This is a genomic window from Bacillus vallismortis (genome assembly GCF_040784915.1).
Lineage (GTDB): Bacteria > Bacillota > Bacilli > Bacillales > Bacillaceae > Bacillus > Bacillus subtilis_G.
In genome coordinates, this window is record NZ_CP160797.1 from 2,612,999 (window position 1) to 2,638,885 (window position 25,887).

A 25,887-nucleotide genomic window follows, 5' to 3' on the forward strand; every position below is an offset into this window, starting at 1 on the left:
TTTTCCCTCCAAACTAAAATCATTTACTTATTCAGACTTATATATAATACCACTATAATGGACGGAATGCTAGGCTGATTTTCAATGAATTATTGAATTATGAATAATACGCTCATAAAGCTGCAAATATGATTCCGTAATGAGCCGGGGATGGTGTAGTTTGATCACTTGTTCTCTGCCGGCTTCTTTTATCCGGCGGGCTCTTTCCCGGTCTTTTAAAAACCTGTCCAGCAGATCAGCCGCTTCCTGCGCGCGCGTAAAATCAACGGTGAATGCTGTTTTGTCGTGAAGGGCAAAGTCACAAAAACCGCCCGACTGAGAAACGGCAGTCAGCACACCTTGTTCCATGCTTTCTTGCGCGGCAAGCCCAAACGGCTCATAAAAACTAGGGAAAACAGCCATTTCACAGTGAGACAGAAACGTTCTGATGTCTCTTCTATGCAGAAACGGCAGGAACATAACACGTTCCTTCAAATTCAATGCTGCAGCCAGTTTTTCATAGGAGGAGAGAGACGGACCTTCCCCAGCCAGCACCAAATGCAGGTCAGGCTGACGCCGCCTCAGGATAGCAAACACCTTTAACAGCTGAGAAAAACCTTTTTCCGGAACAAACCTACCAAACGAAAATATGAACCTTCCATTCATGTTCCTTGGAACTTCCCCCTTTTCCTCCTCCATAGATGCAGGGCTTGGGATGACAGTTATTTTTTCACGTGCTGCCTTATCAAGCGACCGTTTCATAAAAGAGCTTAGTACAATCAATTCATCAGCAGATTCTATCAGGAGCCGTTCGGTCTGCAGTCTGTATGGATGCGGGGCTTCTTGGCACGCCTTCTTCCTTTCGCTTTCAAGACCGTGGATAGTCACTGCAAGCGGGATGCCAAGCCGTTGTTTCAAATAATGAGCAGCGGGAGCTGTCATATCATCATGGGCATGAATCAGATCGAAACGCTCATTGCAGGATAACACATGCTGAACCATTGTAAAGTTAGCATCAGCCATAAAATCTTCAAACTTCGCATATGAAAACAGCCGCCTGCTTGGAGTAAAAACAGTTATGTTGATATGCGGGTTTAAATAAGAAATAAGACGGTTTAAATGGACACCGAGCCCGCTTTTCGGCTCATGAGGATGTTCAAGTGAAAGCATGAGAACGTTCATCTTTCTTTTTCCCCTCCTCCATAACACGTGTAGGCAGAAAATTTCTTCTCCCACCAGGTGTACGCGTCCTCAGCCTGAAAGCTTTTTAGATCACTAACCCCATTTTCCGCAAGATAGATGTCCTCTGTATCCGCGAGCTTGAGAGAGACATTCATTGAGTTAACTATTCTGTATTCAGCCCGATATACAGCATCACCAGCTGCCTGTCCAATTGTCCATTCCCCTTTATGATACGTTATGCGTTTCGTCCTGACAGCTTCGATGTTTTTTCTTTTGATGACAATGCGCAATTCTTTTATCATATCCCGCGGGCTTTCGAAAAGCACAGCTTCAGCCAGCCGCATTGTTTCTTCTGAGATGTCCCAGCGTACGGTCAAGGTGCGGGCGTTTTGAATCATCATATCGAATGTATCCCTAAAAAAAGAAAACTTATGTCGTATATTATAGAGAAATGGGTATTGATCCATAGATTTTTAACATTCTCCTTTCCTATCGTTCACTCGGTGTTCCTATTAAATCATTACATAGAGTGGAAGCAAAGAAAGACTTCTCGACAAAATCTCGTTTTTTTCGCGAATACCTTTAGAATCTATTGGTTTTATGGTATAAAAAAGAAGGATAAAAAAAGAATAGAAGGTGATGAAACGTGGAAATTGCTATTATTGCGTTGTTTATCGTCAGTATAGCGCTAATTGCATTCTCATATTCTCAAAGAGATCCGATGAAAGATGTAGAGCAAGAGCTCGAAACACTGCAGCTTTCTGCGATGCAGGAAATTTACAAGCTCAAAAAGAAAATGACAGTGCTTGAGGAAGAATTACTGGAAACAAACCTTGTCATCCGCAAATCAAAGCATAGCGATATCAATCAAAAGATCGCTAAACAAATACTTTCAAAATATAATAATGGCATGTCCGCTGAAGCGATCGCTAAAGCTGAGCATGTATCAGTGGAAGACGTAAATACGATTATCAAAGATAACGAGAGGGTGCTCGTATGACAAAACGGGGCATTCAGGCATTTGCAGGCGGCATTATTTTAGCGACAGCCGTTCTTGCAGCTGTTTTTTATCTAACAGACGAAGACCAGGCCGCTGCTGTAAAAGAAAATAAAACAGTAACCGAACAAGATGTGAGCAATTACCTCGATTCTAAAAAAATGGTTTCTGTTAACCGTGATGAATATCAAAAACTTCTTGATTCAAAAGAGAAATCCTTGAACGATGACAGCAGCTCAGACACAAAAAAAGACAAAGTCAAAACATACAAGCTCACCATTAAAGACGGCATGAGCACCGCAGATGTATCAGCTATTCTTGAAAAAGAAGGCATCATCTCCTCGGCTCAAGACTTTAATGACTATGTCATTGATGCCGGCTATCACAAAGAAATCCGCGCCGGTGAGTTTAAAGTAAAATCAGACATGAGTTTCAAAAAGATCGTAAAAACATTAACACGATAAAAAAACAGGCTGACTGTCAGCCTGTTTTTTTATCCAAACTTTCCTGTAATGTAATCGAGGGTTCTTTGATCCTGCGGGTTAGAGAACATTTTATTGGTATTGTCACATTCAACAAGCTCGCCCATGTAGAAAAAGGCGGTTTGATCAGAAACCCTTGCTGCCTGCTGCATGTTGTGCGTAACGATTACAATAGTATATTTATTTTTCAGCTCAAGAATCAGTTCTTCAATTTTTCTCGTTGAAATTGGATCTAGTGCAGATGTCGGTTCATCCATCAGCAAAATATCAGGATTTGTCGCAAGCGCTCTGGCGATACAGAGACGCTGCTGCTGGCCGCCTGATAGAGAAAGGGCTGATGAATGCAATCGATCCTTCACCTCATCCCATAACGCCACGTCTTTTAATGACTTTTCCACAATGTCTTGAAGCTTCTTTTTATTTTTGGTGCCGTGGACTCTCGGTCCGTAAGCGACATTATCAAAGATAGATTGCGGAAACGGGTTCCCTTTTTGAAATACCATGCCGATATTTTTTCGTAAATCCACGATATCCACTTTATCCTTTAAAATGTTGCTGCCATTATAATTCAGTTCACCTGCAAGCTTTACATTCGGCGTCATTTGAATCATTAAATTCAATGTTTTAATGAAGGTCGATTTCCCGCATCCTGACGGCCCGATAATCGCGGTGATCTCGTTTTCATGAATACTCAAATTGATATTTTTTAAAGCGTGATGCTGTCCATACCATAAGTCCATTCCATTGACTTGATAGACTTCCTGTTTCATTACAGCTTCGGTAGCAATACTCATTGCCGCCCTCCTATCCGAATTTCCCGTTTATATAATCCTCTGTCTTTTGCTGTTCCGGACTGGTGAAAATTTGTTCAGTCTGCCCGTATTCTACAAGCTCGCCGTTTAAAAAGAATGCCGTCCGGTCAGAAACCCGCAGCGCCTGCTGCATATTGTGCGTGACAATAATAATTGAGTATTCGCTTTTCAGTTGTGTTATTAATTCTTCTATTTTTGCATTTGAAATCGGATCTAGCGCTGAAGCTGGTTCATCCAGCAGAAGAACGGCCGGCTTCATCGCAAGCGTTCTCGCGATGCATAAACGCTGCTGCTGGCCGCCTGATAACGAAAGTGCAGACGAATGCAAACGATCCTTCACCTCATCCCAGAGCGCTGCTTTTGTTAAGCTTTCTTCCACAATCTCATCTAAAACAGCTTTATTCCGCTCTCCAGCATATTTCAAGGCATGTGTGATATTCGCATAAATCGATTTCGGAAATGGATTCGGTTTTTGGAAAACCATTCCGATTTCTCTTCTTAAGCTGACAACATTAATATTGCCGCCCAGTATATTTAATCCTTCATAAAGGATTTCACCTTCAGCCCTTGCAGAAGGAATTAAATCATTCATTCGGTTAATGTTTCTCAAAAAAGTGGACTTTCCGCACCCTGACGGTCCAATCAAAGCGGTCACCGCATTTTTTTCAATATCCATATTCACGCGGTGAACTGCCTGTTTATCTCCGTAAAAAATAGACAGATCTTTCACTTCGAGCACGTGGCGCTGTTTCGGAACGAAAACAGCACGTTCAGGCTTTTCTTTTACCATTTGTTCAGACATGTTTTTCGCCTCTTTCCGTTCTAATTTGCCGTAAGCTTTTTGTAGATCATCGTGCCAAGCCATCTCGCTGCGAGATTAAATACAAGAACAGAAATGACCAGCACCGCAGAACCTCCGTTGGCAATCGCTTCAGCATCCGGAATAATTCCTTGCGTATTTACGTTCCAAATGTGAACCGCAAGTGTTTCAGCGGGCCTGAAGATATTAAATGGCGATGTTTCAGAAAACGGGTTCCATTCCGTAAAATTAAGACGCGGTGTTGTCAGACCGGCTGTAAATAATAATGCCGCCGCTTCCCCGAACACCCTTCCTGACGCTAAAATCGCTCCGGTGATGATAGAAGGGATTGCACTTGGAATTAAAACCGTTTTTACGGTATGCCAGCGTGATACACCTAAAGCGAGAGAGGCTTCCTTCAAATCTTTAGGGACTGAACGAATCGCGTCTTCTGTCACACGCACCATGACAGGAAGGTTAAAAACAGTTAATGCAAGCGCCCCGCCTATGATCGTATATCCCCAGCCTGTTAAGTTAACAAACATCAATAATCCAAACATCCCAATCACAATTGACGGAAGAGATGAAAGCACCTCTATACATGTTCTGATGAAATCAGTCACTTTGTTATTAGGCGCGTACTCAGCCATGAACACTCCGCCGCCCACACCGAGCGGGATTGTAATCAGCATCGTGATAAACAAAATATAAAAGGAGTTGAACAGCTGGTCGCGTATTCCTCCTCCAGCTGCAATGGCACTTGATTTTGTCGTAATAAAGTCGAAGCTGAGCTGGGAAACACCGTTAATAATAATATAGGAAAATAAGCCTACCAGAATTGCCGCGATAATGGCTGCGCATAAACCAAATATTCCAGTTGCCAGTTTATCTGTTATTTTGCGGTTCATTACACTTTCCTCCTAGATGACAAGTAGCGGATAAACAGGATGAACAAGAATGACATCACCAGAAGCACAAGCCCCATTGACCACAGCGTATTGTTTTCAACGCTGCCGTATGTGGTATGCCCCATATTCAGCGTAATGATCGTTGTCAGGGTTCCGGCAGTGTCAAACAGGCTTTCCGGCAATACTCTTGTATTTCCAATGACCATCTGAACAGCCAAAGCTTCGCCAAACGCCCGTGCCATACCAAGCACAACAGCCGTCATTAATGTCGGAAAAGCTGCGGGTACAAGTACTTTTCTGATCGTCTGCCATCTTGTCGCACCGAGCGCATAAGAACCTTCTCTTAAACTCTTCGGAAGAGAAGCCATCGCATCAGCAGAGATCGATGTAATGGTCGGCAGGATCATAATGGAAAGGACAATCGTTCCCGCCAATAAACTGTGCCCTGTTCCGCTCGATTTGAACTGAGCGATAAACGGCACTAATACTGTAAGACCTATGAATCCATAAACAACAGATGGAATGCCGACTAAAAGCTCAATCACCGGCTGCAGTACTTTCTTTCCCCAATTCGGCGCAATTTCTGTCATAAAAATCGCACCTGCAATGCCGAGCGGCGCAGCAATGAGTGCAGAAAGAATCGTTACTGCAAATGATCCAAAAATAAATGGAAGCACTCCATATTTCGGATCCGTATCTGTAGGGTTCCAATTTAGGCTCGTTAAGAATTCAATTGGGCTTACACCATTTACAAGAAAAGATTGCAGCCCCTTCACGCCGAGGAAAATGGTGATCGCAACAGATGCCGAAATCATAATAAGCGCACAAGCTGTCACAATCATTCTTCCCCGAACTTCATCCAATTGCCGATTTTGCCTTGAGCTGATTAAACGCTCGCTCACAGACATATTTTCTCTATTGTTTATCATTGTTTTACACTCCTATGAATGTGTTAAGAGGAGAAACGGTTGCCACCGCACTCCTCTATTTATAAAGATCAGCTTTGCTTCCCGTTGGCATCGCGTGTCACTTTCATATCAGTAACCGGAATGTACCCTTGGTCGGTAACAATGCTTTTTTGAATGTCATCACTCTTTAAATAATCAAGGAATTCCTTAGCTAAATCTGTCGCTTCACCTTTTGTGTAAGAATGCTGATAAGCCCAAATTGGATACTCGCCAGCTGCAACATTTTTCGCTTCAGGTTTTACACCGTCAATAGATAGAGCAGTTACTTTGTCATCTGTTAAATATGAGAATGCAAGATACCCAATCGCTCCCGAAGTATCAGCAATGATTTTTTTCACTGTGTTAGATGAATCTTCAGTAATGCCTTCTGCAGGTTCTTCTCCGTCAAGCGCATATTTCACAAATGTAGCACGTGTGCCAGAAGAATCAGGACGGTTTACAAGTGTGATCTTTTGGTCTTTGCCGCCAAGCTCTTTCCAGTTTTTGATTTTGCCGGTGAAGATTTTTTTCAACTCATCTTTTGAAATATCCTTCACACCGGCATCAGGGTTTACAGCTGCTGCCATACCCACTACTGCGACTTGATGATCGACTAGCGCTTTTGCATCAATTCCTTCTTTTTCTTCAGCAAAAACATCTGAATTCCCGATCTGAACAGCTCCTTCAGAAACTTGAGAAAGCCCTGTTCCAGAACCGCCAGCTTGCACCTGTATATCTGCATCAGGGTTTTCTTCCATAAATTTTTCTGCGGCAGCGAGTACTAATGGCTGCATAGCAGATGAACCAGAAATGGTTAAAGATCCTGATGCCTTTTCTTCCCCTTTTGCAGAATCGCTATTCGATTTTTCACTTTCTCCTGCATTTCCGCATGCAGCTGCAATCATCATAAAAGCAGCCATTAGAAGCATAAGCACCCATTTGTTTTTTTTCATTTCCTGAATTCCCCCTGCATATAATGTGTAATTTGTCCTACACGTATAGAATAAAGGTTCTGTGTAAAAAGGGTTTGAATCGAATGTTAAGGTTTTGTAAATCAATGCGTTTTTTTGTATAAAAAAAACGCCCACATCATGTGAGCGTTTCATTTTAGTCATTAGAAGACGTTGCGTTTTCTTCGATTTTGTCTTTATTCTTTTGCTGAGTATCTTCTTTGTCCTGCTTCGATTTCAGCTCAAAATATTTATCCAATACTTCTCTGCCGATTTCGTTTGTAATGGTATATTTAGCGCCATAATCAATATAAGCCCAAGGTACTACGACAGAGATCGCAATCTCAGGATTATCGGCCGGCGCATAAGCGACAAGTGTCGTATTATAAGCCGCTGTTCCTGTTTTTGATTTATCAGGCCCATCATAGAAAGACTGCGCTGTTCCTGTTTTGCCGGCAGGCTGATAGGAAGCTGAAGCAAATTGGGTCGCGGCTGTCCCTTTTGTCATCACTCGTCTGAACCCGGCCTGTACCTCTTTAATATAATCGCTTTTCATATCAATTTTATTCAGCACTTCAGGCTGAACAGATTGTACAACTGCTCCGATCCCTTTTTCAGCATTGGGTTCTCTGACTTCTTTTACAAGCTGAGGCTTCAAACGATAGCCCCCGTTTGCAATCGTTGATACGTATTGCGCCAGTTCCAACGGTGTATAAGTATCGTACTGACCGATCGCATAGTCAAGCAAAAATCCCGTCAATCTGTTTGTTCCTTTATAGCCTGTCATTTCATTCGGAAGATCAATTCCAGTTTTGACACCCAATCCAAATTGGCTAAAATGATTACGGAATGTATCAAAGGCCGCAGTATCAATCGGTAAAGCTTGATGTGGTTTATACTCGCCTTTACCGATTGCAATCGCAGTTTTAAACATAAATACGTTGGAAGACTGCTCTAACGCTCTTTGAATATTAACCGAACCTAAATTCTTCCAAGATTTTTTACCATTTTTATCTTGACCGATATATAACGGCTCATCTTGAAAAACCGTATTTAAGTTGATGGCGCCGGTTTGAAGACCCGTTAGTACGGTTGCACCTTTAACAGCTGATCCCATGGCATAGGATGAAGTCATATTTCCTAATGCATAATCATCAAACTTGTATGCCCCATTTTCTAGTTTAATCTGCTTGCCCGCCATTGTCAGCACTTCACCGTTTCTTGGATCCATCATGACAACGAAAGCGCGGTCTAACAATTGAGTGCTTGCTCTTGCTTTAGCTGATTTTAAATTCTTCTCAATGATTTTTTCAACTGACTTTTGCAAATCAATATCAATCGTAAGCACGAGATCTTTACCGGCTTTGCCTTCAGAAACGGTTTTCGTTCCCGTGACATTGCCGTTTGAATCTGTAATGTTTTCTACCTTTGCTTTTTGTCCTTGAAGAAGGCTTTCGTATTGGTATTCCAAATAGCTTTTTCCGACCCTGTCATTTCGGCTGTAGCCAAGCGACAGATAATGCTCGAGCAAATTGGACGGCAATCCTTCATCAGAGCTGGAAACACTTCCGAGCACTGAACGGAGAAGGTTTTTATACGGATAGTCACGTTCCCAATCGGACGTGACATCAACACCCGGCAGTTCGTCTAAATGTTCACTTACCACTGCCATTTCCTTCGCTGATACATCTTCATTTTTGATATATTGAGGGGTCAATGCGTATCCTGAATCCATCTGTCTTTTGATGGCGAGGATCTGCATGTCTTTATCCGTCAGGTCATTCATCTGCTTGTCAGTAATTCGTTTTAGCTGAAGCTGATATAAATCGTTATCGGATAATTTTTTGTCTTCTGCCTGCTGTCTTTCTTGAGAGGTAATCAGCTTTTTGGCTTCTTTTGGCCTAGTCAAAATCCAATAATCCTTTTTATCCCGTTCTGTTACTTTTTTTGTATCGACTTTAATCATCTCAGACAGCTTTTTTGCGATCTTTAAACGCTGCTCTTGCGAGGTCGATTTAGATCTGGTGTATGTGATTGCGTTTAAAGCCTTATTTGTCACGATGGCATTAAAGTTTCGATCATAAATTTTACCGCGCGGCACTGCGGAGCTGACTTCACTTTGTTCCTGCTTATTGGCTTGATTTTTGTAATCATCGCCTTGCACGATCTGCTTGATCCCCAGTTCCACAATGATCCAGGTAAATATAACAAAGGCGGCCAAGAATAAAATATTCAGCCGGATCGGCAGCGACTTCTTTTTCTCTTTATGATTTTGTGTTTTTGGTTTATTTCTCCTCATAACATCACCTTTTTCTATTTACAGAAAGAAAAGACACTCAAGTAAGAGTGCCAGTTTTCATTTTAAAGGTTTTTTCGACTTTTTTCTACAGATAACCCCTTTTTGACAAAAAATTATCTTTCGCCTTTTAAAAGATTCGGTTCAGTGACCCTTTTTTGGCCATCCTCTTCCATGGTTTGATTTTCCTCTTCTTTCTCCTTAAAACGGATATCTTTGACAAAGTAATAAATCAGCGGATGTCCTACACCCAAGATAGCAAGTGACAAAGGAATTCCCACATCTTCTTTGAGAAGAGCCACGATCAGGAGAAAGCCTAAAATGGAGACAATCCTGCCGGCGTTTAAAAACAATTCCCTCAGCACGATATATTCAATTCTTGCTTTTCTGGCATGTCTCGCCCGGCCTATCACATCATATGTAAGTGAAACATATGGCACGAGCAAAAGAGGATAGCCGATGGCAATAAATACGCCGTACGTCAATAATGTCGCAAAGCTCATATGAAACAGAATCAGAAACAGCGCTCCATACAAAATAAGGCCGCCCAGCAAAATCGATTTTTTTCTGGCCTTTTTCTTAATCAGCCTGGATGCAAAGTAATAGGCAAAGAAAGAAACAGCTGAGTTGACAAGGCCGAATGTGCCGAGGGCCAGTTCGCTGTTTGTCTCAATAAACACAAAAACACTGATTAAAAAAATAAAAATCCCTTCTCTTAAGCCTTGAAAAAAATGCGCATTCGTAATTCTCCGCCAATTCATATTGCTATGGCGCTCTCCAAATACTTTGCTCAGCATAAAACGGCCCTTTGATTCTCTTCGTTTTAAAAAAAAGCTCATCACAACAGCCAATGCAAACAAACTGAGGGAGAGGCTGAAAATCACTGTGTAACCCGTATTATTTTCAAGCCTTGAGATAACAAATCCCGCTACAATCGGGCCGATCATTCCTGCCGAGGAAGACAGAATGCCCATAAATCCGTTGAAAAAGTCTCGCGTATCCGGCTCTGTGATTTCAAAGGTCAGAACGTTAAACGCAAGCCAATAAAAGCCATAGCCCACTCCAAGCACCGCGCCGATCAGCACGAGCCGGCTGGCTGCCGTTTCTCCGGCTAAAAGCACACTTAAATAAAAGGCAGCTAAAAAAATGACGCCGAACCTTAAAATGAACACCCTGTCTATTTTTTTGGCTAACCGTCCAGCCAAATAAAAGGTTATCGGCTGCATTGTCACAATGGATAAATTATATATCGCCAAATCAATAAATTTCCCTGACTGCTTCCAAAGATACACATTAACAAATGTATTGGACAGTGCAATTCCCAGTGAGTAAAGCCCGCCAATAGTCAGCAGAAAGAGTAACCCTTTGTTTACGTCTACATCGCCAATCACTTTTTTTAGTTTGCTCATTACTGACTCCCCTTTACTATCCCTTAGTCTGTCTCACTCAAACCGAGATATGTAAAAAGAAGACATAAAAAAACAAGGCCCTGTATCGAGGACCTTGCTAGTGTCATTATTTTGCTTCGCTGTATAGACGAGCCACTTCGTCCCAGTTCACAACATTCCAGAACGCTGAAATGTAATCAGGACGGCGGTTTTGATAGTTAAGGTAGTAAGCATGCTCCCAAACGTCAAGACCTAAGATAGGCGTTTTGCCTTCTGAAAGCGGAGAATCTTGGTTTGGCGTGCTTGTGATTTCAAGTTTGCCGTTGTTAACAACAAGCCATGCCCAGCCAGAACCGAAGCGTCCTGCTGCTGCAGCTGCGAATTGCTCTTTGAATTTGTCAAAGCTTCCAAATACACTATTGATCTCATCAGCAAGCGCGCCAGTCGGCTCGCCGCCGCCGTTTGGAGATAAAAGTGTCCAGAATAATTTGTGGTTCGCGTGTCCGCCGCCGTTGTTGCGGACTGCAGTGCGGATGTTTTCAGGAACAGAATTAATATCTGCAACCAGCTCTTCAACTGATTTGGTTGCAAGAGCAGTGTTTCCTTCAACCGCTTTGTTTAAATTTGTAACGTATGTGTTGTGGTGTTTCGTATGATGAATAGTCATAGTTTCCTTGTCGATATGCGGTTCTAAAGCATCGTACGCATAAGGTAATTCTGGAAGTTCGTAAGCCATGATAATTCCTCCTTTAATATATATATGTACTGAAATGCCGCTTCACAGCGAGCCTTTCTTCATTCAATGTAACAAAAGTATGCTTTGTAAGCAATGAAAAAGCTCACATCTTGGCTCATTTCAGCGAACATATTTCACTTTAACCGATAATTCGCCCCATTAAACATGCCGTCCGCAATTCTTATAGGACCGTCCATAAAAAATATCCGATCATCAAAAGCTGTATCATGCCCTTTGCAATAACCCCTGTTAAAAAGCCAATGAGTGAGCCGAGACCGATTTTAAACGCTGACTTGACGTCCTTTTGGCGGACGATAAGTTCTGCACAAACAGCCCCGATAAACGGACCTAATATGATTCCCGCAACCGGAATGACAAAAGGCCCGATTAATAAACCGATCGTGCTTCCCCATATAGCGGCTTTGCTTCCGCCGAACCTTTTTACTCCGAGCAGATTAGACACGTAATCCGCGGCGAATAATACTGCGGCAAAAACAGCTTCGACGAGCCAGAACATATAAGAATAAGGACTGAATGAAAACAAAAATCCATACAATACAAATCCGGCAACGATAAATATGACACTCGGAATAATGGGATACACCAGCCCAATAAAGGCGATGATAAATACCGCCGCAATCAACAGCCAATACAACATATCCATAGCATTCTTCCTCCCTTTTTCATCTGTTTTCTTCATGTCTTCCTTGTATTCACACGCGGGCAACGATACAATAAGCAACATATATTAGTATAGCTAGGAAGTGAAGATAGTGAATATATTTCAGCTTTTCATCAAAAGTACATACTCTCCCCGCGATATCGCAAAAACACGATTTCAAGGAATCGGTAAAACGATTCTTTATGTATTTTTGCTTTCTGTCCTTTTTGCAATTCCTACCGCTTATTATGTAAGCTCAGGGACCGTAAAATCAATGAACGGCTTTAAAACCGTGTTAAACAAAGATTTCCCTGATTTCACAATTTCAAACGGCAAACTTCAAACGGATGAGAAAAAAGCGACGGAATCACAGGCAAATGGTTTCGTTATCGTATTTGATCCGACGGACGCTTACGGCACCAAGCAAATTGAAGCAAAGCAAAATGCGATCGGCATCCTCCAGAACAAATTTGTTTTGGCCATTGACGGACAGGCTCAGGAGATGCCTTACTCAATGATACCGTCAGAGTTAAAGAAAAAAGATGTCATCGCAGGTTTAAACCAAAATAAAACGATGATCGTAACTGTTCTCTCAGCTCTCATTTTCCTCGTAACTGCCGCAGGAAAATTTATTGAAGTATCATTTTTGGCGCTTATCGGGTTAATCATTAAGAATTCACAAAGAAAGCATCTATCCTACCATCAGCTCTGGAAGCTTTCGGCCTATTCCATCACCCTTTCGACCGTATTCTTTACGATCATGCGCGCATTAGAAGCGGCAGTTCCAAGTGAATTTTTGCTGAACTGGTTTGTCAATATTGTCATCCTGTTTCTCGTGTTGAAAGAGATTCCGTCCAAAAAAGCTGCTGTATAATCCGAGACTGCATTCGCAGTCTCTTTTCTTTTGTCATGGATTAAAAAGGACAAGCATACGATGGTATAAAATCTTGTATGCGGGAGGAAAAGTGATGAAGCGTCTCACCTTTGTATGCAGCATTGTTTTTATACTTTTTATTCTTTTTTATGATCTTAAAATTGGAACAATACCCATTCAGGACCTCCCTGTCTATGAAGCATCAGCAAAAACGGCTGCACAAGGACCAGCGTATAAAACGGTGAAGGTTAAGCCGGGTGACACGGTTATGTCAATTGTCGGACCAGCAGGTTCTCCTGACGACATTGTAAAGGATTTTGAAGCACTGAATCCGAATGTAAGGGCCAACGCCATTCAAGCGGGAACAGCGTACAAATTCCCGGTCTACCCTTAATTAACGTTAATTTCTTGTCAGTTTGGCGAAGACACTGTTACAATGTAATTTGTAAAATAAATTCACATAAACCATACTAGAATTGTTACATCTAGAAGCGGCAACTACAATTAAGGAGCGATTGCAAGTGAGTGAAATCACACATCGTACAAAAACGCGTCCCGTCAAAGTGGGACCTTTAACAATAGGCGGCAACAATGAAGTTGTCATCCAAAGCATGACAACAACAAAAACACATGATGTGGAAGCAACGGTTGCGGAAATTAACCGGTTGGCTGAAGCCGGATGCCAAGTCGTTCGGGTAGCATGTCCGGATGAACGGGCGGCAAACGCCATTGCAGATATTAAAAAACGGATTTCCATTCCGCTCGTTGTTGACATCCATTTCGATTATAAGCTTGCGTTAAAAGCCATTGAAGGCGGCGCTGATAAGATCCGAATCAACCCTGGCAACATCGGCCGCCGTGAAAAAGTCGAAGCGGTCGTTAAGGCGGCGAAAGAAAAAGGGATTCCGATCAGAATCGGAGTAAACGCCGGTTCACTTGAAAAACGGATTTTAGAAAAATACGGTTATCCGACAGCCGACGGAATGGTAGAAAGCGCACTTCACCACATTAAAATTCTTGAAGACCTTGACTTTCACGATATTATTGTCAGCATGAAGGCATCTGACGTCAACCTTGCGATCGAGGCTTATGAAAAAGCGTCGAAAGCATTTGATTACCCGCTGCACCTTGGGATCACCGAGTCAGGAACGCTGTTTGCCGGCACAGTTAAGAGCGCAGCAGGACTCGGCGCGATTTTAAGCAAGGGCATCGGAAACACCTTGCGTATTTCATTAAGCGCAGATCCTGTGGAAGAGGTAAAAGTAGCAAGGGAGCTTCTGAAATCTTTCGGCTTAGCCTCCAATGCTGCCACACTCATCTCATGTCCGACTTGCGGCCGTATTGAGATTGACCTCATCAGCATCGCCAATGAAGTGGAAGAGTATATTTCTAAGATAAAAGCGCCGATCAAAGTTGCTGTTCTCGGCTGTGCCGTAAACGGACCGGGTGAAGCTAGAGAAGCCGATATCGGAATCGCCGGCGCACGCGGTGAAGGACTGTTATTCCGGAAAGGAAAAATTGTCCGTAAAGTTCCAGAGGAAACAATGGTAGAGGAACTCAAGAAGGAAATCGACATTCTTGCTGAGGAACACTATGCAAAGCTTGAAGCTGAAAAAGCTAAATTAAAAGAAGAGACACAAAAAGCTTGACGGGAACCCGTCAAGCTTTTTATGTTAAAAAAACGGAATAATAAATATTCCAAGCACTAATGAAACGACACCGATACCCATCGCCCAAGCTCCCAAGCCCTGAGCACCTCTTCTTCTTGCGATATAGCCGACAATAATACCGGCAGCTCCCAATAAAACAGGCAGTACAAACAATGAAATAATGGACAAGGCTAACGCAATATATCCCATTCCCCGTCCTTCATTGACATTGCCGCCGCTGCGGTCATTGTCTCGATCATTGTTGCGATCAGCAGCACGGTAAGGCTCTGCGATTTCTGCAGCCGTTTCCTCAAAAAAACCATCATTGTCGCGGGTAATATTTGTTCCTTCAGAACCATGGTCAACATAGTAGCTGTTGTTGTCACGTTTTTCGTAATCTGCCACCTTCAATTCCCCCTTCTGTTTTATTAAAGGAGCTTTTATAGTTTGAACCATTTTACCCGTTTCATGTTTGCTAAACTTTTCTGGTAATGTTAATTGTTTATGTTACACTTGAAAGGATGAAACTGAAGGAGTGTGGGCATGTTACGCTTAGGAATAGATATTGACGGCACAATCACGGCTCAGGATACATTCGTCCCTTATTTGAACCGCTCGTTTAATCTTTCCATTTCATTAGAAGATATGACGGATTATGATTTGACAAAGCTGTTAAACATTACGCAGGAAGAATTTTGGGATTGGATGAATCAAAATGAAGCGATCATATATAAGGAAGCAATGCTTGCGCAGCACGCAAAACAGTCACTTGACCTCCTCAAAGAGGAGCACAAGCTTATTTATATTACAGCGAGGCGAACTCATTTAACTGATATTACCTATGAATGGTTTGACAGACAAAACATTCATTTCGACCATATCGAACTCGTTGGCGGCCATCATAAAGTTGAGGCAGTCAAAAATCATAACATCGACTTGTTTTTCGAGGATCATCACGGAAACGCAATGATGATTGCGAAAGAAGCCGATATACCGGTGATTTTATTCAATTCCCCCTATAACCAGCTTCCAATTGATTCGAACATCATCAGAGTCAGCAACTGGCTGGAAGCCGTTCAATGGATGAACAAAAACAAACATCATTTGATACGTGTCAATAACTGAAAAAGGAGCCCAGGGCTCCTTTTTCTCATATATACAATTACGCAGTCGTGTTTTCTTGATTTTCCGCTGTACAATCAGGGCATGTGCCGTAAATCTCAAATTTATGCCCGCTGACCTCATAGCCATCTAAATCATCATAAAGCTTGTCCATCGGACATGACTCAATTTCCTTTGTTTTGCCGCAGGCAAGACAAATAAAGTGATGGTGATGATGAGTAAACGAACACTTAAATCGGAAGAGCTTTTCACCGGACAGCTCAGTTGTTTCCAAAATACCTAGTTCTTCATACAAAGAAAGGTTTCTGTAGATTGTATCAAAGCTTAAGCCGGGATAATCATCATTTAATGCAGACAGTACGTTTTTAGCGGTAAGATACCTGTCTGAATCAGCAAAAAGCTGCAGCATATCTTCCCGTTTATTTGTATATTTATACCCATTTTCTTTCAGTAGGTTCAACGCTTCTTGTACGTTCATGAAGGGTCCCCCTTTTCACTTTGCTTAAGAACACATGTATGAAAAAGAAAATGGCAGCTGTCTGACCAGCAAGCCATTTTCTTTACCGCAGATAAAATTATACCCATAAAATGAATAAAAGTAAATGAAAGCCTAATGGATTGCGTTTTTGAATTTCCCGCCTCTCGTTTCATGGGTATTCATAATGGTAATGAAAGCGTTATGATCAACTTCAAACACGATCGTTTTAAGCTTTGTCACTTCCAGTCTAGTGACAACTGCGTAAATCACGTCCTTTTCTTCGTCAGTATATCCGCCTTTCCCCTTCAGCTTGGTTGTTCCTCGACCAAGACGGTGCAAAATCGCGTCGGAAATCTCATCATACTGATCTGACACAATAATGACAGCTTTTGTTTCATCAAGCCCTTGGATCACGGCATCAATGGTTTTCATTGCAATATAATAAGTCATGAAAGAGTACATTGCTTGCTCAGGACCGAACACAAACCCAGCCCAAATGAAAATGAATACATTGATGAGCATAACGAACTCACCTACTGAAAACGGCAGCTTTTTCGTCAGTAAGATCCCGAGAATTTCCGTACCATCCATTGAACCTCCGTTTCGAATAACGAGCCCGACGCCAAAGCCGAGTAAAAGACCGCCGAAAACAGTCGCCAAAATTGGTTGAGTTGTAATGGCTTCTACATGGTGAAGCGAGGATTCAATAACGGCAAGCCCGACAATCCCAATCATCGTAGAGACAAGGAAGGTCTTACCAATATATTTATAACCGAAGATCATAAAAGGAATATTTAAAATGACAACAAATATAGCGAAATTCAAAACGGGAGTTGACATGAAGAGATGGTCTAAAATAAGTGATACACCGATGATTCCGCCATCAATAAAATGATTGGGGATTAAAAATAATTCGATACTAACAGCCGCAGATGCAGCTCCTGCCAGAATCATGAAGACCCTGAACATAAAGTGGAAAAATGTTTCTCTCTTATGCTGTTTTGTTGGGGTCATAAAATCTCCTCTCCTGCAATAACTATTTTAAATATATTATAAATCTATTTTACCATTAAACACTGACACATTTTGATGATTTGCCCATACATTAAGTTTGGAGGTGGAATGGTCGATGATTTTATTTCAAAGAATTATTTTGCAGCGACTTAATCAGGCTACTGCTGACGATTTGCTGAAGTACTCAAAACAATACGGAATCAACCTAACAAGACCGCAGGCCATTGAAGTAGCAAACCTGTTATACGGGAAAAATGTGAACATCTTTAATGAAAATGAACGAATGCGGCTGCTGAAACAAGTAGAGGCAATTACATCAAAAGAAACAGCGCAAACCGTTAATGAACTATTCAAACAATTCACAAGCTAAAAAATGGGGGATAGCCCCCCATTTTTTATTGCTGTAAAATCTTTTCGAGCAATGTGTCATCAAATTGTTTTTCTTTCAGCATGTCAATCTCAAAGCGGTATGGCGGTTTTTTATTCTTTTTATCTTCACCGACATACGGTGTTTCAAGGATTTTTGGGATGTCTTTTAACTGCTCATGATGAACAACATATTGCAGTGCGTCAAATCCGATTTCACCAAAGCCGATGTTTTCATGTCGGTCTTTTCTTGCGCCTTTGACATTTTTGCTGTCATTAATATGGAGCACTTTAATACGGTCAATGCCAACGATTTTATCGAACTCATTCAGCACTCCGTCAAAGTCTTCGACAATCTGATATCCGGCATCATGTGTATGGCACGTGTCAAAGCATACTGACAAAAGCTCATTGTGTGTAACGCCATCAATAATCTGTGCAAGCTCCTCAAAGCTTCTGCCGCACTCTGATCCTTTTCCTGCCATTGTTTCTAATGCAATCTGGACATTTTGATTCGGATCAATTACTTCATTTAAGCCTTCAATAATTTTTTTGATGCCTGCTTCAGCTCCCGCTCCTACGTGAGCGCCCGGATGAAGCACAATCTGCTTCGCTCCGATGGCCGCTGTCCGTTCAATTTCAGAACGAAGAAAGTCGACACCCAGCTCAAAAGTGGACGGGTTTGTCGTGTTGCCAATATTAATAATATAAGGCGCATGTACGATAATCTCGTCAATGCCGTTTTCTTGCATGTGTGTCCGGCCAGCTTCTATATTTAAATCTTCAATTTTCTTCCGGCGCGTATTTTGCGGTGCGCCTGTATAGATCATAAACGTGTTCGCCCCATAAGAGGCTGCTTCCTGGCTTGCAGCCAGAAGCATATGTTTCCCGCTCATAGAGACGTGTGAGCCTATTCTCAACAACAGGTTCCCCTACTTTCTTTTCTTAGATTGGTTTCTTCTCTGTTTTTTCTTGATTTTCTCCATCTCGTAGCTCATTTTCTTTTTATATCCAGGCTTAACCTTCTTCGGCTTTTTCACGAGACGATGCGCTATTTCATCCGCTTCATTCTGCGTTTTTTTGCGTTTTTTGCGGCGCTGGCGGTCATCGCCTTTTTTCCACTCGCCCTTTTCAAGCTCTAAGTAATCAAACTCGATGCCCATTTTCTCAAGTCTGGCTAATGCATCCTCATCAGAAAGCTCGTAAATGGTCATCGCTTGTCCTGATGAGCCGGCGCGAGCTGTTCTGCCCACACGGTGAACATAGAAATCGAGATCATCCGGCAGCTCATAGTTGATCACATGGCTGACACCTTTAATATCAATGCCTCGTGCGGCAAGGTCAGTTGCAATGACATAAGTGAATTCCAAATCATTAATCTGCTTCATGACTTTTTTCCGCTCTCGAGGCGTTAATCCGCCGTGCAGCAGCCCGATTTTCATGCCCTTGCCAGTCAGATATTGAGCGATATGATCAGCAGCGTTTTTCGTATTGGCAAACACAATGCCCAAGTATGGATTCAGATGAGACATGATGTCAAAAAGGAGCTTGTCCTTGTCACGATGTTTCGAAGGAATGAGAATATGCTCGATTTTCGCAGCAGTCACCTGTTTTGGCTCCACGTGGGCGTATTTTGGATTTTCCATATATTTCTTCAAAAATGGTTTCAGCTTTTCCGGAATGGTCGCTGAGAACACAAGCATCTGCAGATCCTCAGGCATGCGGGAACCAATGTAATCTACATCCGCAATGAATCCCATGTCCAGCATTAAATCGGCTTCATCAATAACAAGGGATTCCGCTTTATGAACACTTAACGCCTGTTCTTTGATTAAATCGGCAATCCGACCGGGCGTACCGACGACAAGATGCGGCTGTGTCTTCAGTTTATCAATCGATTTTTGTTTATCTGTGCCTCCGATAAAACATTTCGAGCGAATCTGACTGCCTTCTTCACCCTCGGTGATTTTAAGTGCTTCCTGATGAATCTGGTTGGCAAGCTCTCTTGTCGGAGCCGTAATGACAGCCTGAACGACATCCTTAGCAGGATCGATTTTGTTTAATAATGGCAGTAAATAAGCGTGAGTCTTTCCGGTTCCCGTCTGTGACTGGCCGATGACGCTTTCTTTTTTTAACACTGCAGGAATCAGCCTTTTCTGAATATCAGTCGGTTCGTAAAAACCAAGGCGGTGTACTGCATCTATAATAAACGGTTTCAATTCATATACTTCAAATTTAGTTTCTTTCATTTTTCCCAGCTCCTTAAAGCGGCACATTATGTATCCATCATTACATTATACCCGATCTTGCTTAAAAACACCACGTTTGCAAGGCTTTTGTTTTATTCGGTTATGTAAAGCAAATCCGAAGCACATGCATATTCTAATAGCAGAGAGAGCTGAAAGGAGGTACAAGTATGTTTTCACCACAGCAGCCGATGAGAAATTACCCGCAGCCCGGACCGCCCCGCCCCATGCCAAATCAGCAAATGATGGGAAGAAGACCGCCTAATATGCGAAGACCTTCATTTGGACCGCAGCAGCAAGGTTTTCAGCAATCCGGACAATTTCTTCCTCAGGCAAATGCCGGGGCGAGAAATGGTGCGGGCGGAGGCATAAAAGGAATGCTGTCAAGGTTCTTACCCGGAGGAGGAGGCGCTGGCGGCGCCGGAGTTCCTGGAGCTGGCGCCGCAGCGAGCGGAGGCTCAAGTCTCCAAGGGATTCAAAATATCGCCAATCCTGCATCTTTATCCAGTATGCTCGGGAATGTGCAAAAAGTGCTCGGCATGGCGCAGCAAGTCACTCCCATGATCCAGCAGTACGGCCCGTTAGTCCGCAACCTGCCAGCAATGATGAAGCTGTACAGCCAATTAAGTAAAAGTGATGATACAGAGAGCAATGAGGAAAATGAAAAACAAACAGATTCGGAAGAAACCCCAGAAACAGAGAACGAGGCTGAAGTAAAGACCTCAGGCGGAAACAAAAAATCAAAACCAAAAAGTTCTTCTCTCCCCAAGAAATCAAAAAAACCTGACGGAGAAGAACACACATCAAAAACATCTGCCCCGAAGAAAAATGAAGCCGCCTCTCCTTCTTCAAAAAGAACATCAGGCAGTTCAAAGCCGAGATTATATATTTAACATTCTTTGATATCTGAAGTGAGATTGGCTATAATGAGATCAGAAGAATGCAAGAATAGAGCCGTTTGATTACGGCTTTTTATATTGCCTTTACTCACTTCAGTATTGGAGGACAACCGAAAATGGACGTAATTAAAATATCGCCGCGCGGCTATTGCTATGGCGTTGTTGATGCTATGGTTATTGCCAAGAACGCGTCACTTGATAAGAGCTTGCCAAGACCCATCTATATACTCGGGATGATTGTTCATAATAAACACGTCACTGATGCGTTTGAAGAGGAAGGAATCTTTACTTTAGACGGCGCTAATCGTCTGGATATCCTGAAGCAGGTTGACAAAGGAACTGTGATTTTTACTGCGCATGGTGTTTCTCCCGAGGTCAGAAAAATCGCCGACGAAAGAGGATTAGTCGCAATTGATGCTACATGTCCGGATGTGACGAAAACTCATAATTTAATTCTAGAGATGAAAGAAAAAGGATATCACGTAATCTACATCGGCAAAAAAGGGCATCCAGAGCCTGAAGGAGCCGTTGGCGTAGCCCCTGAGATCGTTCACTTAGTTGAAACAGAAGAAGATGTGAAAAATCTCGATATCCAAGCAGAGAAATTAATCGTGACCAATCAAACAACGATGTCTCAATGGGATGTTCACGACATTATGGAGCTTGTACAAGAGAAATATCCTCATGTCGAATATCACCAAGAGATTTGCCTCGCTACTCAGGTACGGCAGGAAGCTGTATCAGAACAGGCGAAAAAAGCGGATCTAACAATCGTTGTAGGCGACCCGAAGAGCAACAATTCAAATAGGCTCGCTCAAGTGTCGGAGGAAATAGCAGGCACTAAAGCATACCGAATCGGCGACCTAAGCGAATTAAAGCTCGAATGGCTGAAAGGCGTTAATACCGTCGCTGTTACTGCGGGAGCTTCAACACCAACGCCGATCACAAAAGAAGTCATTCGCTTTTTGGAGCAGTTTGATCATGAAGATCCATCAACTTGGACAACTGAACACAGTGTACCGCTCAAAAAAATACTCCCAAAAGTAAAAGCAAAAAACTGAGGCTGTAAAAAGCCTCAGTTTTTTTTATAGAAATGCAAATGGATTTGTATCTGTTTCAGAAACAAAGATATTCACATCCAGTTTTTTATCATTGCACATGGATGTTAGTTTTCTCGTGACGCCTTCTTTCATAATTTTTTCCGCGTAATGGCCCGGATCAACAACATTCAGGCCAAGCATCATCGCATCATGGGCCACATGGAAGTATAAATCTCCTGTAACGTAAACATCGGCGCCCTTTCGTTTCGCATGATGAATATACTTGTTGCCATCCCCGCCAAGAACAGCCACCTTCTTCACCATGCTGTCAGCTTCACCCACCATTCTGACACCATTGACTTCAAGCTTGTCTTTCACAAATAAAGCGAATTCCTTGAGCGTCATCTCATTTTTAAGTGTTCCGACACGTCCAAGCCCTTTTTCAGCTGGAGACTGCTCGACAGGATAGATATCGTAAGCTACTTCTTCATATGGATGGCTTTTGATCATTGCATTTATAACAGCTTTTTCAATGCTTTTAGGAAACACAGTCTCCAGCCTAACTTCATGAACAAGCTCAAGCTCTCCCACTTCACCGATAAAAGGCTTAGCGCCGTCCAATGGCTTAAAGCTGCCGATTCCTTCAGACGAAAACGCACAATGGCTGTATTCGCCGATATGGCCGGCTCCCGCATTTCCGAGCGCCGCTCTGACCTGCTCTTCATATTCCTTCGGCACGTATACGGCCAGCTTTTTAAGAGGATCAGTATAAGTAGGCGCCAGCACCTCCGTCTCACTCAGCTCTAATGCTTCAGCAAGCAAATCATTCACGCCGCCGTCCGCAACGTCTAAATTTGTATGAGCTGCATAAACAGCGATATCATGCTTCATACACTTTTCAATTAACCTTCCGGCTGGCTGATCTGTTGAAATATGCTTTAGGGGCCTGAAAATAGGAGGATGGTGTGCGATAACCAAATCAACCTCTTTTTCAATGGCTTCATCGATAACGCTCTCCAACACATCAAGCGTAACCATTACATTTTTAATCGGTTTGTTTAAGGTGCCGATTTGCAAGCCGATTTTATCGCCTTCGACCGCATAGGCTTTCGGAGAAAATTGTTCAAACAGCTGGATGATCTGCTGCCCATTTACAGTTTTAGTCACGATCGATAACCTCCTTTAGCAACTCCATCCGATCGGAGAGCTCCTTTAATTTTTGTTTGTTTTGTTCTGTACTTGAAGCTCGGCTGATCTGTTTATAAATGCTTTCTGTATGCTGAAACTCTTGTGTCCATTTTTTCAAAAATACAGGATTCTTTTCTTTTGCCAAGAAAGGGCCGACGAGCATTCCGGCTGATAAGGAAATACCGGCATAAGCCGAATCTCTGTCTCCCGCTTCGGCGACAAGCACCTCATAGCACTTTCCGTCCTCTTCAAGGATCACCTCATCTATCAGCGCATATCCTTCTTTATAAAGCCACTCCCTGATATGAACAGCATGAATATTCGGCTGTAAAATAAGCCGTTCCTTCCCTGTTAATTTGTCTTTACCCGCTTCTAAAATGTGCGCGATCAAAGATCCGCCCATTCCCGCAATCGTAATGGCATCGGCTTCACCTTTTTTAATGACTTCCAGGCCGTCTCCCTGCCTTACAGAAATGTGCGGGGCTAAGCCTGATTTTTCAACCTGCCGCTTGGCGGACAAAAACGGGCCGTCTGTTATTTCTCCGACAATTGCCCCGCTGGCTTTATGATTCAGCACCGCATAACAAGGAAGGTAAGCGTGGTCAGATCCGATATCGGCCATCACCGCTCCATTCGGTATGTACTCCGCTACTGTTTGCAATCGTTTCGATAATTTTAATTCGTTCACTTGTCATCACAACTTTTCTCAATCATTTTTTCCTTTTCTATCATATAAAAAATCAGCCCGGAATCCAAGCTGAGTGAATGATTTTCAGTGTTTTCTTTTGAGACGGCTCTGCACACGGCAGATAAAAATAAAAGGCTGTCGAGAATATCTCGGCGGCCTGAGAACGTATAAGGAGAAAGATAGATCTTTTATTTAATTTTTGACACCCACTCTGCCATATCATCCAGCTTATCGGGCGGAACAAGACCAGAAGGCATTCCATTACCGCCTTTTTCGATCTTGGTTTTAATGTCAGCGACATCTTTCTTATCGCCTACACCTTTTAAGCTCGGACCTGAAACACCTTCATAATTTTCACCATGGCACGCGATACAGTTTGCCTTGTAAATATCCTCAGGTGAAGCGTTTGCATCTTCTTTTTCAGCAGATTTGCTTTCTCCGCCGCTTGCAATCTCTCGAGAATCATCAAGCCCCTTTACTGCTAAAAAGAAAGTCAGACCAATACCTAAAACAGCGATCAGTAAAAATGGAATAAGCGGATTCCATTTCATTTCCCTTCCCCCTTTTTGATCCTTCCCCTATGTAAACACTTCTAATTCTAACTTAATTTTACAAAAAGTAAATGGATTGCTATACAAAAGTTTTTTATTCACACTTTATACAAAATTGAATTGAAACATGCCTATTTCTCCGATATCTATTTTATTCTATTGTATAATGTATTGTATACGCTTACAATAGAAAATATGGATTCATATTTGAATTTTTTCACCACAATGTTCATTTGCAAATGACACCATTTTTCAGTAAAATAAAGGCATATTATCCATATATCTTTTTGATAAAAAAGAAGAACGGATCTACAAGACCCGTTCCATCTTATTCCAGGAAATCTTTCAAACGTTTACTTCTGCTAGGATGTCTAAGTTTCCGCAACGCTTTAGCTTCGATTTGTCGAATACGCTCTCTCGTTACTCCAAATACCTTGCCGACCTCTTCTAATGTTCTTGTGCGGCCGTCATCAAGACCAAATCGAAGACGCAATACATTTTCTTCACGATCAGTTAACGTATCAAGTACATCTTCCAGCTGCTCTTTCAACAGCTCATATGCGGCATGGTCTGAAGGTGAAGTTGCTTCTTGGTCTTCAATAAAATCACCAAGATGCGAGTCATCCTCTTCACCGATCGGTGTTTCCAGCGATACCGGCTCTTGTGCGATCTTTAAGATTTCGCGTACTTTTTCAGGTGTTAAATCCATATCTTCCGCAATTTCTTCAGGTGTCGGTTCTCTGCCTAAATCTTGCAGTAATTGACGCTGCACACGGATCAATTTATTAATGGTTTCAACCATATGAACGGGAATCCGGATCGTTCTCGCCTGATCGGCAATGGCGCGAGTAATCGCCTGTCTGATCCACCACGTAGCATACGTACTGAATTTATAACCTTTGCGGTAATCAAATTTTTCAACGGCTTTCATCAGACCCATGTTACCTTCTTGAATCAGGTCAAGGAACAGCATTCCGCGTCCGACATACCGTTTTGCGATACTGACAACAAGCCGCAGGTTCGCTTCAGCCAATCTGCGTTTAGATTCTTCATCACCTTCTTCAATCTTTTGAGCGTAGGCGATTTCTTCTTTTGCAGATAGAAGGTTAACCCGGCCGATTTCCTTTAGATACATCCGAACTGGGTCATTGATTTTGACACCCGGCGGTACACTTAGGTCATTAAGGTCAAATTCTTCTTCGGCTTTGGCAAGCTGCTGAATATTAGGATCTTCTGTTTCTTCATTCTCACTAATTAATTCAACACCTTGTTCACCTAAAAATTCATAATACTCATCCATTTGGTCTGATTCAATTTCAAAGCTGGACATACGCTCGGCAATTTCTTCATATGTCAAAACGCCACGTTTTTTACCAGACTCTGTTAATTGCTCTTTTACTTGATCGAATGTTAATTCTGTCTCGTGGGTTTGTTTATCAGCCATTATGGATCCCTCCTTCCAAAGCTTGCAACGAATTCTATAAGCGGTATGATTCTTATTCGGTCCATTCAGGCGTTTTCTATGTGAGCTGCCTTTAATAATGTGCGAATAATGAAATGACAATTCATGATGAGGTCAAGCGATCTATTTGCTCCTCCGCAAGGAATCATTGCCAATAAACGCTTCTCACCAGT

29 protein-coding genes are annotated in these 25,887 nt (G+C 42.4%); 9 read left to right on the top strand and 20 right to left on the bottom strand.

The genetic code is table 11. The annotated features are described in order from the left end of the window. Positions 1–81 precede the first annotated feature (81 nt). Entirely contained in the window at positions 82–1,161 is a 1,080-nt protein-coding gene (locus tag ABZM97_RS12770; protein ID WP_367386872.1) for a glycosyltransferase family 4 protein, read from the bottom strand. After that, positions 1,158–1,628: a hypothetical protein gene (locus ABZM97_RS12775; RefSeq protein WP_367386873.1), complete on the bottom strand. Its 471-nt coding sequence runs from the start codon at positions 1,626–1,628 to the stop codon at positions 1,158–1,160. Before ABZM97_RS12775 ends, ABZM97_RS12770 begins: the two co-directional genes overlap by 4 nt. A gap of 179 nt (positions 1,629–1,807) precedes the next feature. Here ABZM97_RS12775 and ABZM97_RS12780 point away from each other — a divergent pair, with 179 nt between their 5' ends. Both ABZM97_RS12780 and ABZM97_RS12785 read left to right on the top strand, forming a co-directional pair. Then, on the top strand, positions 1,808–2,161 hold the full coding sequence (locus ABZM97_RS12780) for a hypothetical protein (RefSeq protein WP_087990723.1): 354 nt from the start codon (positions 1,808–1,810) through the stop codon (positions 2,159–2,161). Continuing rightward, the gene (locus ABZM97_RS12785) at positions 2,158–2,622 is read left to right on the top strand and encodes an endolytic transglycosylase MltG (RefSeq protein WP_289347703.1); all 465 of its coding nucleotides are present in this window, start codon (positions 2,158–2,160) and stop codon (positions 2,620–2,622) included. Before ABZM97_RS12780 ends, ABZM97_RS12785 begins: the two co-directional genes overlap by 4 nt. Positions 2,623–2,651: 29 nt before the next feature. Here the strand turns inward: ABZM97_RS12785 and pstB (ABZM97_RS12790) are convergent, their stop codons facing one another. The 9 genes from pstB (ABZM97_RS12790) to ABZM97_RS12830 all read right to left on the bottom strand — a co-directional run bounded on the left by pstB (ABZM97_RS12790) (position 2,652) and on the right by ABZM97_RS12830 (position 12,140). Next, entirely contained in the window at positions 2,652–3,434 is a 783-nt protein-coding gene (gene pstB, locus ABZM97_RS12790) for a phosphate ABC transporter ATP-binding protein PstB (RefSeq protein ID WP_087990725.1), read from the bottom strand. Positions 3,435–3,444: 10 nt separating this feature from the next. Next, complete coding sequence (gene pstB, locus ABZM97_RS12795) at positions 3,445–4,254, bottom strand: phosphate ABC transporter ATP-binding protein PstB (RefSeq protein WP_087990726.1); 810 nt, start codon at positions 4,252–4,254, stop codon at positions 3,445–3,447. Positions 4,255–4,274: 20 nt separating this feature from the next. Further along, positions 4,275–5,159 (bottom strand): phosphate ABC transporter permease PstA, encoded by an 885-nt coding sequence (pstA, locus tag ABZM97_RS12800; RefSeq protein ID WP_087990727.1) that lies wholly within the window; start codon positions 5,157–5,159, stop codon positions 4,275–4,277. After that, the gene (gene pstC, locus ABZM97_RS12805; protein WP_087990728.1) at positions 5,159–6,088 is read right to left on the bottom strand and encodes a phosphate ABC transporter permease subunit PstC; all 930 of its coding nucleotides are present in this window, start codon (positions 6,086–6,088) and stop codon (positions 5,159–5,161) included. Before pstC ends, pstA begins: the two co-directional genes overlap by 1 nt. Positions 6,089–6,156: 68 nt before the next feature. Next, positions 6,157–7,059 carry a phosphate ABC transporter substrate-binding protein gene (locus tag ABZM97_RS12810; protein WP_087990729.1) on the bottom strand — a complete coding sequence of 301 codons (903 nt, stop codon included), beginning with the start codon at positions 7,057–7,059 and terminating at the stop codon, positions 6,157–6,159. Between the two features lie 154 nt (positions 7,060–7,213). Beyond that, positions 7,214–9,355 carry a penicillin-binding protein 2A gene (gene pbpA, locus ABZM97_RS12815; protein WP_087990730.1) on the bottom strand — a complete coding sequence of 714 codons (2,142 nt, stop codon included), beginning with the start codon at positions 9,353–9,355 and terminating at the stop codon, positions 7,214–7,216. 113 nt (positions 9,356–9,468) lie between these two features. Further along, complete coding sequence (locus ABZM97_RS12820) at positions 9,469–10,761, bottom strand: MFS transporter (protein WP_087990731.1); 1,293 nt, start codon at positions 10,759–10,761, stop codon at positions 9,469–9,471. A gap of 106 nt (positions 10,762–10,867) precedes the next feature. After that, positions 10,868–11,476 (bottom strand): superoxide dismutase SodA, encoded by a 609-nt coding sequence (sodA, locus tag ABZM97_RS12825; protein WP_087990732.1) that lies wholly within the window; start codon positions 11,474–11,476, stop codon positions 10,868–10,870. A gap of 181 nt (positions 11,477–11,657) precedes the next feature. Further along, positions 11,658–12,140 (bottom strand): DUF456 domain-containing protein, encoded by a 483-nt coding sequence (locus ABZM97_RS12830; RefSeq protein WP_087990733.1) that lies wholly within the window; start codon positions 12,138–12,140, stop codon positions 11,658–11,660. A 109-nt stretch (positions 12,141–12,249) separates the two neighbouring features. Between ABZM97_RS12830 and ABZM97_RS12835 the strand changes: the two genes are divergently transcribed. The 3 genes from ABZM97_RS12835 (at position 12,250) to ispG (ending at position 14,660) form a co-directional block, all read left to right on the top strand. Then, positions 12,250–13,011, top strand: coding sequence for a DUF1189 domain-containing protein (locus ABZM97_RS12835; protein WP_087990734.1), 762 nt, complete (start codon positions 12,250–12,252; stop codon positions 13,009–13,011). 94 nt (positions 13,012–13,105) lie between these two features. Beyond that, positions 13,106–13,405, top strand: coding sequence for a LysM domain-containing protein (locus ABZM97_RS12840; protein ID WP_087990735.1), 300 nt, complete (start codon positions 13,106–13,108; stop codon positions 13,403–13,405). 121 nt (positions 13,406–13,526) lie between these two features. Further along, positions 13,527–14,660 (top strand): flavodoxin-dependent (E)-4-hydroxy-3-methylbut-2-enyl-diphosphate synthase, encoded by a 1,134-nt coding sequence (gene ispG / locus ABZM97_RS12845; RefSeq protein WP_087990736.1) that lies wholly within the window; start codon positions 13,527–13,529, stop codon positions 14,658–14,660. Between the two features lie 24 nt (positions 14,661–14,684). Here the strand turns inward: ispG and ABZM97_RS12850 are convergent, their stop codons facing one another. After that, on the bottom strand, positions 14,685–15,071 hold the full coding sequence (locus ABZM97_RS12850) for a hypothetical protein (protein ID WP_087990737.1): 387 nt from the start codon (positions 15,069–15,071) through the stop codon (positions 14,685–14,687). A gap of 132 nt (positions 15,072–15,203) precedes the next feature. Here ABZM97_RS12850 and ABZM97_RS12855 point away from each other — a divergent pair, with 132 nt between their 5' ends. Further along, positions 15,204–15,785, top strand: a complete 582-nt coding sequence (locus ABZM97_RS12855; protein ID WP_087990738.1) for a hypothetical protein — start codon at positions 15,204–15,206, stop codon at positions 15,783–15,785. 37 nt (positions 15,786–15,822) lie between these two features. Here ABZM97_RS12855 and zur read toward each other — a convergent pair whose 3' ends face one another. Continuing rightward, positions 15,823–16,260 carry a zinc uptake transcriptional repressor Zur gene (gene zur / locus ABZM97_RS12860; RefSeq protein ID WP_087990739.1) on the bottom strand — a complete coding sequence of 146 codons (438 nt, stop codon included), beginning with the start codon at positions 16,258–16,260 and terminating at the stop codon, positions 15,823–15,825. 132 nt (positions 16,261–16,392) lie between these two features. Beyond that, entirely contained in the window at positions 16,393–17,274 is an 882-nt protein-coding gene (locus tag ABZM97_RS12865) for a YitT family protein (RefSeq protein ID WP_087990740.1), read from the bottom strand. A 115-nt stretch (positions 17,275–17,389) separates the two neighbouring features. On the opposite strand from ABZM97_RS12865, the gene ABZM97_RS12870 reads away from it, so the two are divergent. Next, positions 17,390–17,644, top strand: a complete 255-nt coding sequence (locus ABZM97_RS12870; RefSeq protein ID WP_202327157.1) for a DUF2624 domain-containing protein — start codon at positions 17,390–17,392, stop codon at positions 17,642–17,644. 25 nt (positions 17,645–17,669) lie between these two features. Here the strand turns inward: ABZM97_RS12870 and ABZM97_RS12875 are convergent, their stop codons facing one another. Together ABZM97_RS12875 and cshB are read right to left on the bottom strand one after the other, a co-directional pair. Beyond that, complete coding sequence (locus tag ABZM97_RS12875; RefSeq protein ID WP_289347722.1) at positions 17,670–18,563, bottom strand: deoxyribonuclease IV; 894 nt, start codon at positions 18,561–18,563, stop codon at positions 17,670–17,672. Positions 18,564–18,572: 9 nt separating this feature from the next. Then, positions 18,573–19,889: a DEAD-box ATP-dependent RNA helicase CshB gene (cshB, locus tag ABZM97_RS12880; RefSeq protein ID WP_087990742.1), complete on the bottom strand. Its 1,317-nt coding sequence runs from the start codon at positions 19,887–19,889 to the stop codon at positions 18,573–18,575. 167 nt (positions 19,890–20,056) lie between these two features. Here cshB and vrrA point away from each other — a divergent pair, with 167 nt between their 5' ends. Together vrrA and ABZM97_RS12890 are read left to right on the top strand one after the other, a co-directional pair. Next, positions 20,057–20,779, top strand: a complete 723-nt coding sequence (vrrA, locus tag ABZM97_RS12885) for a VrrA/YqfQ family protein (RefSeq protein WP_087990743.1) — start codon at positions 20,057–20,059, stop codon at positions 20,777–20,779. A 122-nt stretch (positions 20,780–20,901) separates the two neighbouring features. Next, positions 20,902–21,846, top strand: coding sequence for a 4-hydroxy-3-methylbut-2-enyl diphosphate reductase (locus ABZM97_RS12890; RefSeq protein ID WP_087990744.1), 945 nt, complete (start codon positions 20,902–20,904; stop codon positions 21,844–21,846). 24 nt (positions 21,847–21,870) lie between these two features. Here the strand turns inward: ABZM97_RS12890 and ABZM97_RS12895 are convergent, their stop codons facing one another. From ABZM97_RS12895 to rpoD, 4 genes are all read right to left on the bottom strand, one after another. Then, positions 21,871–22,992 (bottom strand): Nif3-like dinuclear metal center hexameric protein, encoded by a 1,122-nt coding sequence (locus ABZM97_RS12895; protein ID WP_087990745.1) that lies wholly within the window; start codon positions 22,990–22,992, stop codon positions 21,871–21,873. Next, complete coding sequence (locus tag ABZM97_RS12900) at positions 22,985–23,635, bottom strand: tRNA (adenine(22)-N(1))-methyltransferase TrmK (RefSeq protein WP_242519863.1); 651 nt, start codon at positions 23,633–23,635, stop codon at positions 22,985–22,987. Before ABZM97_RS12900 ends, ABZM97_RS12895 begins: the two co-directional genes overlap by 8 nt. A gap of 254 nt (positions 23,636–23,889) precedes the next feature. Next, entirely contained in the window at positions 23,890–24,252 is a 363-nt protein-coding gene (cccA, locus tag ABZM97_RS12905) for a cytochrome c550 (RefSeq protein ID WP_087990746.1), read from the bottom strand. A 328-nt stretch (positions 24,253–24,580) separates the two neighbouring features. After that, positions 24,581–25,696, bottom strand: coding sequence for an RNA polymerase sigma factor RpoD (gene rpoD, locus ABZM97_RS12910; RefSeq protein WP_003226225.1), 1,116 nt, complete (start codon positions 25,694–25,696; stop codon positions 24,581–24,583). Between the last annotated feature and the right edge of the window lie 191 nt (positions 25,697–25,887).

Coding starts and splice junctions, on each gene's coding strand:
- zur (WP_087990739.1), bottom strand. CDS start 16,260: ATGAACGTACAAGAAGCGTTGAACCTACTGAAAGAAAATGGGTATAAA.
- pbpA (WP_087990730.1), bottom strand. CDS start 9,355: ATGAGGAGAAATAAACCAAAAACACAAAATCATAAAGAGAAAAAGAAG.
- vrrA (WP_087990743.1), top strand. CDS start 20,057: ATGTTTTCACCACAGCAGCCGATGAGAAATTACCCGCAGCCCGGACCG.
- ABZM97_RS12840 (WP_087990735.1), top strand. CDS start 13,106: ATGAAGCGTCTCACCTTTGTATGCAGCATTGTTTTTATACTTTTTATT.
- ABZM97_RS12855 (WP_087990738.1), top strand. CDS start 15,204: ATGTTACGCTTAGGAATAGATATTGACGGCACAATCACGGCTCAGGAT.
- ABZM97_RS12820 (WP_087990731.1), bottom strand. CDS start 10,761: ATGAGCAAACTAAAAAAAGTGATTGGCGATGTAGACGTAAACAAAGGG.
- ABZM97_RS12785 (WP_289347703.1), top strand. CDS start 2,158: ATGACAAAACGGGGCATTCAGGCATTTGCAGGCGGCATTATTTTAGCG.
- pstC (WP_087990728.1), bottom strand. CDS start 6,088: ATGATAAACAATAGAGAAAATATGTCTGTGAGCGAGCGTTTAATCAGC.
- sodA (WP_087990732.1), bottom strand. CDS start 11,476: ATGGCTTACGAACTTCCAGAATTACCTTATGCGTACGATGCTTTAGAA.
- ABZM97_RS12900 (WP_242519863.1), bottom strand. CDS start 23,635: ATGGCCGATATCGGATCTGACCACGCTTACCTTCCTTGTTATGCGGTG.
- pstB (WP_087990726.1), bottom strand. CDS start 4,254: ATGTCTGAACAAATGGTAAAAGAAAAGCCTGAACGTGCTGTTTTCGTT.
- ABZM97_RS12810 (WP_087990729.1), bottom strand. CDS start 7,059: ATGAAAAAAAACAAATGGGTGCTTATGCTTCTAATGGCTGCTTTTATG.
- cccA (WP_087990746.1), bottom strand. CDS start 24,252: ATGAAATGGAATCCGCTTATTCCATTTTTACTGATCGCTGTTTTAGGT.
- ABZM97_RS12865 (WP_087990740.1), bottom strand. CDS start 17,274: ATGACCCCAACAAAACAGCATAAGAGAGAAACATTTTTCCACTTTATG.
- ABZM97_RS12830 (WP_087990733.1), bottom strand. CDS start 12,140: ATGGATATGTTGTATTGGCTGTTGATTGCGGCGGTATTTATCATCGCC.
- pstB (WP_087990725.1), bottom strand. CDS start 3,434: ATGAGTATTGCTACCGAAGCTGTAATGAAACAGGAAGTCTATCAAGTC.
- ABZM97_RS12870 (WP_202327157.1), top strand. CDS start 17,390: ATGATTTTATTTCAAAGAATTATTTTGCAGCGACTTAATCAGGCTACT.
- cshB (WP_087990742.1), bottom strand. CDS start 19,889: ATGAAAGAAACTAAATTTGAAGTATATGAATTGAAACCGTTTATTATA.
- ABZM97_RS12770 (WP_367386872.1), bottom strand. CDS start 1,161: ATGAACGTTCTCATGCTTTCACTTGAACATCCTCATGAGCCGAAAAGC.
- pstA (WP_087990727.1), bottom strand. CDS start 5,159: ATGAACCGCAAAATAACAGATAAACTGGCAACTGGAATATTTGGTTTA.
- rpoD (WP_003226225.1), bottom strand. CDS start 25,696: ATGGCTGATAAACAAACCCACGAGACAGAATTAACATTCGATCAAGTA.
- ABZM97_RS12775 (WP_367386873.1), bottom strand. CDS start 1,628: ATGGATCAATACCCATTTCTCTATAATATACGACATAAGTTTTCTTTT.
- ABZM97_RS12890 (WP_087990744.1), top strand. CDS start 20,902: ATGGACGTAATTAAAATATCGCCGCGCGGCTATTGCTATGGCGTTGTT.